Genomic DNA, 12,501 nt, shown 5'->3' on the forward strand with positions numbered 1-12,501 from the left:
ATCTTTCTGAACTAGTTTTAGAATCTTATAAATAATTTTATGTTAGAAAATCCAAAAAGATATACGATAACTGCCGCCTTACCTTATACAAATGGTCCAATTCACATTGGTCATTTGGCAGGTGTTTATGTGCCGTCAGATATATATGCTCGCTATTTGCGCTTACAAGGAAAAGATGTTGCCTTCATTTGCGGAAGTGATGAACACGGTGTGGCCATATCGATGAAAGCCAAAAAAGAAGGTATTACACCTCAACAAGTCATTGATAAATACGACGGCATTATTCGTAAATCATTTCTTGATTTTGGAATTTCATTTGATAATTATTCAAGAACATCTTCCAAAATTCATCACGATACGGCGCAAGAATTTTTTAGAAAATTATACGATAACGGCGATTTTATTGAAGAAGTTACCGAACAATTATATGATGCTAAAGCTGACCAGTTTTTGGCCGATCGTTTTGTTACGGGAACTTGCCCAAAATGTGAAAATCCAGAAGCTTATGGTGACCAATGTGAACGCTGTGGTTCGACCCTAAACGCTACGGATTTAATCAATCCAAAATCAACCATAACAGGTGAAATCCCAATTTTAAAATCCACTAAACACTGGTTTTTACCTTTGGATAGATACCAAGATTTTTTAACCCAATGGATATTAGTTGACCATGCCAAAGACTGGAAAGTAAATGTGCTAGGTCAAGTAAAATCATGGTTAGATGATGGTTTAAAACCTCGTGCCGTTACCCGCGATTTAGATTGGGGAATTGATGTTCCAGTAGAAGGTGCAATAGGTAAAAAATTATACGTTTGGTTTGATGCGCCAATAGGATACATTTCGGCTACCAAAGAATGGGCTGCAAAAGAAGGCAAAAATTGGGAAGATTATTGGAAGAAAGATGATACTAAACTAGTACACTTCATCGGAAAAGATAATATTGTTTTTCATTGTATCATTTTTCCAGCCATGTTGAAAGCCGAAGGCACTTATATTTTACCTGATAATGTGCCAGCAAACGAGTTTTTGAATTTAGAAGGCAATAAACTTTCAACTTCTAAAAATTGGGCAGTTTGGTTACATGAATATTTACACGATTTTCCAGAGAAACAAGATGTATTGCGTTATACGCTTACAGCAAATGCCCCTGAAACTAAAGACAATGACTTTACTTGGAAAGATTTTCAGGCGAGAAACAACAACGAATTAGCCGCTATTTTTGGTAATTTTATCAATCGTGTGGTGGTTTTAACTAACAAATATTACAATGGTGTTGTGCCTTCACCCAATGAATTTACTGATGTTGATGAACAAACTTTAGCCGAATTAAAAGCCTATCCTTCTGTGATTTCGAGTTCAATTGAACGTTACCGTTTCAGAGAAGCACAAGGCGAATTAATGAATGTAGCTCGATTGGGAAATAAATATTTAGCCGACGAAGAACCATGGAAAATGATTAAATCTGACCCTGCACGAGTGCAAACTCAAATGTATGTGGCATTGCAAATTGCTTCTGCTTTAGCCATACTATCTGAACCTTTCTTGCCTTTTACTTCCAAAAAATTAACCAATATGTTAAACATTAAAGTTAATCATTGGAATTTGGAATTTAATCATTGGAATTTAACCAAAGCGGGACATCAAATTGGCGAGGCTGAAATACTTTTTGCTCAAATTGAAGATGCTGACATACAAAAACAAATTGACAAACTAGAAGCTACTAAAAAAGCTAATGTTATGGATAACCAAGTTATAGAACCTCAAAAACCAACCGCCACCTTTGAAGATTTTTCAAAATTAGATTTGCGTTTAGGAACGATTCTTGAAGCAGAGAAAATGCCAAAAGCCAACAAACTTTTAGTATTGAAAGTAGATACTGGAATAGATGTCCGCACCATCGTTTCGGGTATTGCAGAGCATTTTTCTCCGGAAGAAGTTGTGGGCAAACGAGTTACAGTTTTAGTGAACTTGGCTCCAAGAGCATTGCGTGGAGTGGAAAGTCAAGGGATGATTTTGATGACCAATGACAAAGAAGGCAAACTGGTTTTTGTCAATCCTGATTCGGATGGAGTTTCTAATGGTACTTTGATTAGTTAAAGTAATTGTGCTATGGCTCTAAAAATAATCGCTTTTGATGCAGATGACACTTTGTTTGTCAATGAACCCTATTTTCAGGAAGTAGAAGAGAAATTTTGTGCTTTAATGAGTGATTATTTATCAAATCAGGGATTATCGCAAGAATTATTTAAAACCGAAATCGCTAATTTAGAGTTATATGGCTATGGAATTAAAGGATATATCCTTTCGATGATAGAAGCAGCTATGCGCATTTCCAACAACACTATTTCTATTGAAATTATTGGAAAAATAATTGACCATGGGAAAGAATTACTTCAAAAACCGATTGAATTATTAAATGGTGTGGAAGAAACTTTAGCTCAACTTCATGGCAAGTATAAATTAATTGTTGCAACAAAAGGCGATTTGAAAGACCAACAGCGCAAATTACACGACTCTGGGCTAGGAAATTATTTTCATCATATTGAAGTGATGGCTGATAAACAAGAGGTGAATTATGAAAAATTATTAAAGCGCTTAGAAATCAATGCCGATGAATTTTTTATGATTGGCAATTCCTTAAAATCGGATGTTTTACCTGTGTTAAATATTGGTGGACACGCGGTTCATATTCCGTTTCACACAACTTGGGAACACGAAAAAATTAGTCATAAAGTAGAACATCCCAATTTCAAAACCCTAGAGAAAATCTCTGATGTTTTAGAAATTTTACTATAAAATAAAAAGCGGCTAAGAAAAACTTAGCCGCTTTTTTATGAAGACTATTTTTATTTTCCTAACAATAGAATATCATTCGCAACCACTTCTGTGATATAGCGTTTGTTGCCGTCTTTGTCATCATAACTTCTATGAGTTAGTTTGCCTTCAATGCAAATTTCTTTGCCTTTGGTTACATATTTTTCAATAATGTCAGCAACTTTCCCCCAGGCAGTTACTCTGTGCCATTCGGTTTGTTCTACTTTGTCTCCTTTGTCATTGATATAATAATCATTAGTAGCGATAGTGATGTTTGCTACTTTTTTTCCTTCTCCAAAAGTTTTTACTTCTGGTTCGTTACCTACGTTTCCAATTAATTGTACTTTGTTTTTCATTGCATTCATGGCGTTTAAATTTAAATGTTATTTTTATTTTTTATTATCGGTTTCTCATTTCCGACGATGCAAAGTTGTGACGATTGCCAAAATTTATTCGGTAGTTATTCATTTACTTTCGGTTGTAACTATTTGTAAACGTTTGTAAACGGAAAATTTTATTTATATTTGTTTGATTTTAAAATATTTACCTATGCAAAAAGTTTGTTTAGAATGCAATGAAAAAATTGTTGGTCGCGAGGACAAAAAGTTCTGCAGCGATGGTTGTCGCAATGCGTATAATAACAAAATCAACAAAGACAGCACTAATTATATGCGCAATGTGAATAACAAATTGCGGAAAAATTATCGAATACTTACTGAGTTGAATGTAGAAGGAAAATCAAAAACGACAAAAACTAAACTACTAAGCAAAGGGTTTGATTTTGAATTTTTCACTAATATTTTGAATACCAATACGGGCAATACCTATCATTTTGTGTATGATCAAGGCTATCGTTTGTTAGAAAACGATTTTTATATGTTGGTGAAAAAAGAACAGTAACTTTAAGGTGATGAAAAACATTAGCATTTTAGGTTGCGGTTGGTTAGGATTGCCATTGGCAAAATCGTTACTAGAAAAAGGATTTTCGGTAAAAGGTTCTACTACTTCATTGGAGAAAATTTCACTTTTAGAACAAACTGGAATTCTTACTTTTAAAATTTTTTTGGATGAAAATGAAATCCATGGTGATATCGAATCATTTCTAGAAAATTCTGAAATCTTAATAATAGATATCCCTCCAAAGTTAAGAGGAAATAGGAATGAGAACTTTGTTGCCAAAATTCAAAATCTAATTCCATTTATTGAAAATGCTAAAGTAGAAAAAGTGCTGTTTGTGAGTTCTACTTCGGTGTATGCAGATGACAATTCGACTATTACTGAAGCTGCAAGACCTCATCCTGAAACTGAAGGCGGAAAACAATTACTAGAAACCGAAAAGCTTTTGCAAAATAATAAAAACTTTAAAACCACTATAGTTCGTTTTGGCGGATTGATTGGAGGTAATAGACATCCTGTTTATTTTTTGTCAGGAAAACAAAACCTAGAAAATCCAGAGGCGCCTGTTAATTTAATTCATCAAACGGATTGTATCGGTATTTTAGAAAGCATTATTGATAAAGACTGTTTTGGAGAAATTTTCAATGCCGTTGCACCATTTCATCCAAGTAGAAAAGACTACTACACTCAAAAAGCAACAGAATTCGGATTAGCTATCCCTGAATTTGATACTGCCAAATCAAGTGTTGGAAAAACCATTAATTCTATAAAAGTAGAGAGTTTGTTAAACTATACCTTTCAGCAACCCTGTTTATGAATTATAATGAGGTTATTAGTGCAGGTTTGATTTATTAAGCATTTTATTTCATTCCTTTTGTAATTCTTAAAACTAATTAAGTTATTGTTAGTGTCATTTGTGTGTTCAAAAGCATAAAAAAACCTCAAGTTAAACTTGAGGTTTTCTATTTATTACCAAATTTTAACTTGCTTATCAGGACTCAAATACATCCCGTCGCCAGGTTTTATGCTAAAAGCTTGTTGGAATGACTCTAAGTTTAACAAGGGAACATAGGCACGATATTGTGCCGGAGAATGTGGATCAGTTTTCACCTGATTTTTCAAAGCTTCATCTCTAATTTTTCCTCTCCAAATAGTTGCCCAAGAAATAAATAAACGTTGCTCTGGAGTGTATCCATCTATTAATCCTGGATTCCCATTTTCTTTTAAATACAATTGTAAACCATCGTACGCGGCATTAATACCTCCTAAATCACCAATATTTTCGCCTAAAGTGAATTTGCCATCAATATGTGTATCTGGCAAAGGTTCAATAGCTGAATATTGATCGGCCAATGCAGTTCCTAAAACCGTGAATTGTTTCAAATCATTTTCTGTCCACCAATCAACTAAATTGCCTTCGGCATTGTAACGAGAGCCTTCATCATCAAAACCATGTGATATTTCATGACCAATAACCGCTCCAATTCCGCCATAATTAATAGCTTCGTCGGCTTTATAATCATAGAATGGCGGTTGTAAAATAGCGGCCGGAAAAACAATTTCATTATAGGAAGGATTGTAATAAGCATTCACGGTTTGTGGTGACATGCCCCATTCTGTTTTATCAACAGGCTTTCCTAGTTTTTCTATATCTTTTTTCCAATTCCAAAGCGATACATTTTTTAAATTATCAAAATAACTTCCGCCTGTCTCAGGACTTTTCACTACTAATGCGGCATAGTCTTCCCATTTGTCAGGGTAACCAATTTTTATCGTTAGTTTATCTAATTTTTCAATGGCTTTCGTTTTAGTTTCAGCTGACATCCAAGCCAAGTTATTGATTCTTATTTTGTAGGCACGAATTAAATTTTGAATCATTTTAGCGGCCTTGTCTTTGGCTTCCGCTGGAAACATTTTTTCTACATACAACTTCCCTAAAGCCTCACCAACTGTTCCGTTAACAACTTGCAAAGCTTTCTCATGACGTGGTCTTTGTTTCAAAGCGCCAGTTAAAGTTTTGCCATAAAACTCAAAATTAGCGGCTTCTATATCTGTTGATAATTGACCCGCTGATCCTCTCAATAACATCCAACGCATATAAGCTTTCCAAGATTCTACTTTGTTTTCGGTGAAAACTGTTTGTAACGCTTTAATATATCGAGGTTGTGAGACAATAATAGTATCTAATTTTGAAAAACCAACTCCATTTAAATAAGTATTCCAATCAATTAATGGTAACATTTTTTGTAAATCGGCAATAGCAGTTGGGTTATATTGTTTACGGGCATCTCTTCTTTCTACTCTGTCCAATCTTGGTTGTGACATTTGAATTTCTAGAGCTAAAATTTTATCAGCATCTAGTTTAGCTTGTTGTGGTTTTTCTCCTAAGAGTTGAAGCATTTTTGCCACATGAAGCGCGTATTTTTCGCGCTTTTCTTTTGAGTCTTTATCATCAGAAACATAATAATCTCTATCTGGTAATCCTAAACTTCCTGGCCCAAGACTTACTACATTTCTATTGCTATCTTTCTCATCAGCTCCAATCCCAACACCAAAGAAACCAACGCCTCCTCCAACAGCTTCTTCTTCCATCATTAATTTTTGTAAATCTTTGATGTTTTTTACAGCATCTATTTTTGCTAAATATGGTTTTAAAGGCGTAATCCCTTGTTTGTTTCTGGCCACAGTATCCATGGCAGATTTATATATGATAATGGCTTTACCTTGATCTGTACTTGAAAGATATTTTGGGTTTTTTGCAGCATCTTTTAAAATTGCCAAAGCATCTTTGTCAGTATTTTGACGTAATTCATCAAAGCTTCCCCAACGAGTTTTGTCTGCAGGGATTTCTGTGTTTTTCAACCAAGTTCCATTTACAAATTTAAAGAAATCTTGGGTTGGACTTACCGTTTTATCCATAAAATCGATATTGATTCCAGGTGATTTTTGTTGGGAATTCATACTATAAACTATTGTAAACATAAGAATTGTCAACAAGGTTTTAGAGATTGTAATTAGCTTCATTACTATTAAATTAATTGTTAATTATTACAAATTTATTGATTATAACGATAAAACTATTTTTTTAACAAAATTATATGTCTCTATGTGCTACTAAAAGCTACTTATCATAAAAATGCTTTTGTATATTTACAAAAAAAATAATGTTTAATCTCACAAAGAAATATAAAATATTTATTGGAACTTTTATGGTGTTTTCAATCATAACAGTAACATTATTCTACAATGTTTTAAAGCCAAGTAAAACATTACCTATATATAATCCTGCTGATGTCAATCCTGAATTAGTTGACTCAACTGCTCAGTACATTGCAAAAGGACATAAAATAGCTAACTTCTCATTCATTAACCAAAACGGAAAGACTATTACACAAAAAGACTATGAAGGCAAAATATATGTTGCCGATTTTTTCTTTACTACTTGTGGCTCAATTTGTCCTATTATGACAACAAATATGGTTGATGTTCAAAAAGCTTTTTTGCATAACCCAAAAGTAATGTTGCTTTCCCATAGTGTTACACCAGACATTGATAGCGTTTCGGTTTTAAAAAAATATGCTTTAGAAAAAGGAGTTGTTGATTCAAAATGGAATTTGGTCACAGGCGATAAAAAAGAAATTTATAGTATGGCTAGGAAATCGTATTTAGCGGTAAAATTGGGCAACCCTTCTGAACTTTATGACTTGGTTCATACAGAAAATTTTGTGCTTATTGATACTCAAAAACGTATTAGAGGCTTTTATGATGGCACCAAAAAAGAAGAAATAAAAAGGCTTATTGACGATATCAATTGGCTTGTTGAGAACGGTAAAGATTAGTTATCCTAATATTTATCATCTAACTTTATTTTTTTATCAATACTTTTGTAATCTTAATTCAATCTAAATAAGTATTGATAACTACTGTAGATTTATTAAAAATTGGAGATAAAGCCACAATTACTAAAATTGATTTGGATAAAATCCCTTTAAAGCTTTTAGAAATGGGATGTTTACCGGGAAACGAATTGGAGGTTGTTCAAATTGCTCCTTTTGGTGATCCTATTTATTTGAACGTAAACAACGGTTCGCATTTAGCTATAAGAATGGAAACTGCTCATGAAATTGAAGTTGAATTGATTGTAAAATAGTCTGAAATGAGCATCCAAAATATTAATGTTGCATTAATTGGAAACCCAAATACCGGGAAAACATCTGTTTTTAATCAACTTACCGGATTGAACCAACAAGTTGGAAATTATCCCGGAATTACTGTTGAAAAAAAGATTGGTTTCTGCAAATTGCCTAATAATTTTAAAGCCAATATTCTAGATTTACCGGGAACTTATAGTTTAAATGCCAGTTCTATTGATGAAAATGTGGTGATTGAATTATTGCTTAATAGGAACGATAAATTGTATCCTGATGTGGTACTTTTGATAACTGATGTTGAAAATTTAAAACGAAATTTACTTCTCTTTACGCAAATAAAAGATTTAGAAATCCCAACAATTCTGGTCATTAACATGTCCGACAGAATGAATTACAAAGGTATTTCGCTTGATATTCCCTATCTTGAAGAACATCTAAAAACCAAAATAGCTTTAATTAGTTCTCGAAAAAGTTTGGGGATAAATGAATTAAAAAATCTTATTGTCAATTTTAAATCGATTTCTATAGAACCTTGCTTGAATGCATCCAATATCGATGTTGAGTATTTCAATAAACTTCGTACTACATTTCCAAATCAATTGCTGTATAAACTGTGGTTGGTTATTACTCAAGATGTAAATTTCTTGAATTTAGATAGAAATGAAATTCGAAGTTCGTTTACAAAATCACATTCCGATTTGAAACGTTTGCAACAAAAAGAAACCATTAAACGCTATCAATTTATCAATGATGTTTTAAAGGAAGGGCAAAAAATTGACTCCTCAATTGCTAAAGATTTTAGAAGTAAACTTGACCGCATTTTAACTCATAAAGTATGGGGTTATGTTATCTTTTTTGTGATTTTGTTTGTGATTTTTCAATCCATTTTTGAATGGTCAAAAATCCCGATGGATTTTATTGATAGTTCTTTTGCAACTTTAAGTTCCTATGCCAATGAAATGCTTCCTGCTGGAGTATTAACCAATTTAATTTCACAAGGTATCATTCCCGGAATTGGTGGAATTTTAATTTTTATACCACAAATTGCCTTTCTATTTCTATTCATTTCCATTCTCGAAGAAAGTGGTTATATGAGTAGAGTTGTTTTTTTGATGGATAAAATCATGCGGAAATTTGGACTGTCTGGAAAAAGTGTTGTGCCTTTAATTTCTGGGACGGCTTGTGCTATTCCAGCTATTATGGCAACTCGAAATATCGAAAACTGGAAAGAGCGATTAATCACTATTTTGGTAACGCCATTCACAACTTGCTCTGCTCGTTTACCGGTTTATGCTATAATTATCTCGTTAGTAATTCCAGACGAACGATTTCTGGGCGTATTAAACATGCAAGGATTGACATTGATGTTTTTGTATCTTCTTGGATTTGGTTCCGCTATTATTTCGGCATATCTATTAAATAAAATTTTAAAAATAAAAGGCAAAACCTATTTCGTGGTAGAAATGCCCAACTATAAATTACCCTTGTTTAAAAACGTTGCCATAAACGTTATTGAAAAAACAAAATCCTTTGTTTTTGGTGCAGGAAAAATAATTTTAGCCATCTCCATTATTTTATGGTTTTTAGCATCAAACGGCCCAAGCGAAGCATTTGATAATGCTGAAAAAATAGTAAGCGAAAAGCACCAACAGGCAAATAAAAAACTTCAACCAACACATTTACAAAGTGAAATCGATTCTTATAAATTGGAACAATCCTACATAGGTATTTTAGGTAAAACAATTGAACCGGTTATAAAACCTTTGGGCTACGATTGGAAAATTGGAATAGCGGTTATCAGTTCTTTTGCAGCACGTGAAGTGTTTGTTGGAACATTAGCCACAATATATAGCGTTGGCGGAAGTGATAATGAAGACACCATAAAAAATAAAATGAAAGCCGAAGTTAATCCATTAACTGGAGAAAAAATATTCAATTTTGCCTCGGGTATTTCGTTATTATTGTTTTATGCTTTTGCCATGCAATGCGCTAGTACTTTGGCCGTTACAAAGAAGGAAACCAACACATGGAAATGGCCCATAGCCCAACTAATCTTCATGAGTGGTTTGGCTTATTTTGTTGCCTTTATTACTTATCAAATTTTCAAATAATACCTTTTTTTTATTTATTTTAATTTTTTCTGAAAATTCTTTATTTATAATTTGTCTAAATAAAAATAAAGAGTATTTTTGCTGCGTAGAGTTAATCTAAATAAGAAAATGAAATATTATTATTACGCACTTTTAGCTTTGTTTTTATCCAACATAATTTCTGCTCAAGACCAATTTGATATAGAGCCAAATGATACCATAAAAAGACTTAACCCCGTTATTATTATTGCCAAACAGCAAAGTCCTGAAAGAATGCCCGAAACCAAAGACAATGTTTTATTCTCAGGGAAAAAAAATGAAGTCTTAAAACTTGAAAGTATAAATGGAAATTTAACTAATAATAATGCGCGCGAAATTTTTGCTAGAATTCCAGGTGTAACCGTTTGGGAAAATGAAGGCTCGGGTTTGCAAATCAATGTTGGTGTGAGAGGTTTGAGTCCCAATAGAAGTTGGGAATTAAATACGCGCCAAAATGGTGTTGATATGTCTGCTGATGTTTTTGGTTATCCCGAAGCATACTATAATCCGCCGTTAGAAGCTGTTGAAACTATTCAGATTGTTCGTGGTGGCGCATCACTACAGTTTGGGCCACAATTTGGTGGTATGCTCAACTATGTATTAAAACGAGAAAAAGACAAACCATTTACATTTGAAACTCAAAACACCGTTGGAAGTTATGGTTTGTTGAGTTCATTTAATGCCATTGGCGGGAAATATAAAAAATGGTCTTACTACTTGTATAATCATACACGAAATGCCAAAGGTTGGAGAGAAAATAACCGTTTTAATGCAAGAAACACACATGCTTTTATTGAATATCGCTTTTCGGATAAAACAAAAATTTCTGCCGAATACACCAATTCTGATTATGTAATGCAACAACCTGGAGGTTTAACTGATGCCCAATTTGCTGCAAACCCAAGACAATCTTTTAGAAGCCGAAACTGGTTTGGTGTGCCGTGGAATATCTTTTCAGTAAATTTTGACACCAAAGTTGCTGCCCGTTTTGATGTAAATATTAAGGCATTTGGACTTATTGGTGAACGAAATAGTGTTGGTTTTTTGGGTGCTGCAACTGTAGCAGATGCCATCAGCGCTTCAACCAATCAATATGCAAAACGTCAAGTAGATAGCGATAATTACAAAAATTTTGGTGTTGAAAACCGAAACCTTTATCGTTACAGCTTAGGTAAAATAAAAAATAATCTGGCTTTTGGAATGCGCTTGTATCAAGCCAATATAGAGCGATTTCAAAAAGGAGTTGGTACAACAGGCAGTGATTTTGACTTGAGTAGTGAAGGTAAATTTCCGATAGAATTAGAATTTCTGACCAAAAACATTGCATTTTTTGCGGAAAATCAATTTAAATTAACAGATAATTTTAGTATAACACCAGGCATTCGTTTTGAACATATCAATTCAACTGCTAATGGAAGAATTACTATTGTTGATGGAAACTTCGGCGAAAAGATTATCGTTAGAAACAAACCACTTTTAGGTTTAGGATTGGAATACAAATTGAACAAAACAAATATTTATGCCAATATTTCACAAGCATTTCGTCCCGTTTTATTCAGCGATTTAACTCCCCCAGCCATACGTGATGTAATAGACCCGAATTTAAAAGATGCAAGCGGTTTCAATGCAGATTTGGGTTATCGTGGCGTTTATAAAGGATTTTTAAACTTTGATGTGAGTGTTTTCTATTTAAGTTATAACAATCGTGTTGGCGGCATTAGTCAATTCGTAAACAACGACCAAACGCAAGGCACGTATTTGTTTAGAACCAACTTAGGTGAAACACGCAATAAAGGAATTGAAAGTTTTGTAGATTTAAATATTACTAAAATGATTGGGATTGAAAAACCGTATGGAAATTTAGATGTGTTTGCTTCGATGTCTTTTATTGATAGTAAATATGTTAATTTTAAGTCATCAACCCTAACAACAAACCCTCCTACAACTATAATTACAGAAACCAATTTGTCTGGAAACCGAGTGGAAAATGCACCTCGTTACATTCACAATTTTGGCATGTCATGGAGTAATAATGAGTTCTCGGCTACGTTACAATATAAAATGTCGGGAAAAATTTTTACCGATGCTAATAATACAAAAAATGCATCTACCAATGGACAGACAGGAATTTTAGATGGTTACGAATTATTTGATTTTTCTTCTGAATATAAATTTTTGAAAAACTTTAATTTTCGTGCGGGTATTAATAACTTGTTAGATAAAAGTTACGCTACACGTCGTTCTAGTGGTTATCCTGGACCAGGAATATTACCAGGTGAAGGCAGATCTTTTTATATTTCTGTAGGTGCCAAGTTGTAATACTATCACAAAAGGTTCTCAAAAACAATAGACACTTTGTACCTTTGTACTATGGACTTTCAAGAAATAGTAGTTTATGTAATAGTACTCGTTGCCATTGTCTTTTTGGTTCAAAAAATTATTTGGAGACCAAAATCAAAAAAGAATTGTGGCGACAATGATTGTGGCTGTCACTAACCCAGAGCTACATC

General features: G+C 33.3%; 10 protein-coding genes. 8 read left to right on the plus strand and 2 right to left on the minus strand.

The annotated features are described in order from the left end of the window. Nucleotides 1-39 precede the first annotated feature (39 nt). The gene (gene metG, locus ACOYLT_RS02400) at nt 40-2,097 is read left to right on the plus strand and encodes a methionine--tRNA ligase (protein WP_422852245.1); all 2,058 of its coding nucleotides are present in this window, start codon (nt 40-42) and stop codon (nt 2,095-2,097) included. 12 nt (nt 2,098-2,109) lie between these two features. Beyond that, nucleotides 2,110-2,796 carry an HAD family hydrolase gene (locus tag ACOYLT_RS02405; RefSeq protein ID WP_422852246.1) on the plus strand — a complete coding sequence of 229 codons (687 nt, stop codon included), beginning with the start codon at nt 2,110-2,112 and terminating at the stop codon, nt 2,794-2,796. Nucleotides 2,797-2,846: 50 nt separating this feature from the next. Here ACOYLT_RS02405 and ACOYLT_RS02410 read toward each other — a convergent pair whose 3' ends face one another. Beyond that, entirely contained in the window at nt 2,847-3,170 is a 324-nt protein-coding gene (locus ACOYLT_RS02410) for a single-stranded DNA-binding protein (RefSeq protein WP_422852247.1), read from the minus strand. A gap of 193 nt (nt 3,171-3,363) precedes the next feature. Here ACOYLT_RS02410 and ACOYLT_RS02415 point away from each other — a divergent pair, with 193 nt between their 5' ends. Continuing rightward, nucleotides 3,364-3,714 carry a hypothetical protein gene (locus ACOYLT_RS02415; RefSeq protein ID WP_422852248.1) on the plus strand — a complete coding sequence of 117 codons (351 nt, stop codon included), beginning with the start codon at nt 3,364-3,366 and terminating at the stop codon, nt 3,712-3,714. A 10-nt stretch (nt 3,715-3,724) separates the two neighbouring features. Next, nucleotides 3,725-4,528 carry an SDR family oxidoreductase gene (locus ACOYLT_RS02420; protein ID WP_422852249.1) on the plus strand — a complete coding sequence of 268 codons (804 nt, stop codon included), beginning with the start codon at nt 3,725-3,727 and terminating at the stop codon, nt 4,526-4,528. Between the two features lie 152 nt (nt 4,529-4,680). Here the strand turns inward: ACOYLT_RS02420 and ACOYLT_RS02425 are convergent, their stop codons facing one another. Next, a complete protein-coding gene (locus ACOYLT_RS02425; RefSeq protein WP_422852250.1) occupies nt 4,681-6,735 on the minus strand; it encodes a M13 family metallopeptidase in 2,055 nt (684 codons plus the stop codon). Between the two features lie 140 nt (nt 6,736-6,875). Here ACOYLT_RS02425 and ACOYLT_RS02430 point away from each other — a divergent pair, with 140 nt between their 5' ends. The 4 genes from ACOYLT_RS02430 (at nt 6,876) to ACOYLT_RS02445 (ending at nt 12,310) form a co-directional block, all read left to right on the plus strand. Beyond that, entirely contained in the window at nt 6,876-7,550 is a 675-nt protein-coding gene (locus tag ACOYLT_RS02430) for an SCO family protein (RefSeq protein ID WP_422852251.1), read from the plus strand. A 74-nt stretch (nt 7,551-7,624) separates the two neighbouring features. Then, nucleotides 7,625-7,861 carry a FeoA family protein gene (locus ACOYLT_RS02435; RefSeq protein ID WP_422852252.1) on the plus strand — a complete coding sequence of 79 codons (237 nt, stop codon included), beginning with the start codon at nt 7,625-7,627 and terminating at the stop codon, nt 7,859-7,861. A gap of 6 nt (nt 7,862-7,867) precedes the next feature. Next, nucleotides 7,868-9,973 carry a ferrous iron transport protein B gene (feoB, locus tag ACOYLT_RS02440; protein ID WP_422852253.1) on the plus strand — a complete coding sequence of 702 codons (2,106 nt, stop codon included), beginning with the start codon at nt 7,868-7,870 and terminating at the stop codon, nt 9,971-9,973. Nucleotides 9,974-10,081: 108 nt separating this feature from the next. Beyond that, nucleotides 10,082-12,310, plus strand: a complete 2,229-nt coding sequence (locus tag ACOYLT_RS02445; RefSeq protein ID WP_422852254.1) for a TonB-dependent receptor family protein — start codon at nt 10,082-10,084, stop codon at nt 12,308-12,310. Nucleotides 12,311-12,501: the final 191 nt, after the last annotated feature.

This window comes from Flavobacterium sp. (genome assembly GCF_049318185.1).
Taxonomy (GTDB): domain Bacteria; phylum Bacteroidota; class Bacteroidia; order Flavobacteriales; family Flavobacteriaceae; genus Flavobacterium.

What these genes read in the sequence shown, in the direction of transcription:
- metG (WP_422852245.1), top strand. Translation starts at nt 40, where the DNA reads ATGTTAGAAAATCCAAAAAGATATACGATAACTGCCGCCTTACCTTAT.
- ACOYLT_RS02410 (WP_422852247.1), bottom strand. Translation starts at nt 3,170, where the DNA reads ATGAAAAACAAAGTACAATTAATTGGAAACGTAGGTAACGAACCAGAA.
- ACOYLT_RS02430 (WP_422852251.1), top strand. Translation starts at nt 6,876, where the DNA reads ATGTTTAATCTCACAAAGAAATATAAAATATTTATTGGAACTTTTATG.
- ACOYLT_RS02420 (WP_422852249.1), top strand. Translation starts at nt 3,725, where the DNA reads ATGAAAAACATTAGCATTTTAGGTTGCGGTTGGTTAGGATTGCCATTG.
- ACOYLT_RS02405 (WP_422852246.1), top strand. Translation starts at nt 2,110, where the DNA reads ATGGCTCTAAAAATAATCGCTTTTGATGCAGATGACACTTTGTTTGTC.
- ACOYLT_RS02415 (WP_422852248.1), top strand. Translation starts at nt 3,364, where the DNA reads ATGCAAAAAGTTTGTTTAGAATGCAATGAAAAAATTGTTGGTCGCGAG.
- ACOYLT_RS02425 (WP_422852250.1), bottom strand. Translation starts at nt 6,735, where the DNA reads ATGAAGCTAATTACAATCTCTAAAACCTTGTTGACAATTCTTATGTTT.
- feoB (WP_422852253.1), top strand. Translation starts at nt 7,868, where the DNA reads ATGAGCATCCAAAATATTAATGTTGCATTAATTGGAAACCCAAATACC.
- ACOYLT_RS02445 (WP_422852254.1), top strand. Translation starts at nt 10,082, where the DNA reads ATGAAATATTATTATTACGCACTTTTAGCTTTGTTTTTATCCAACATA.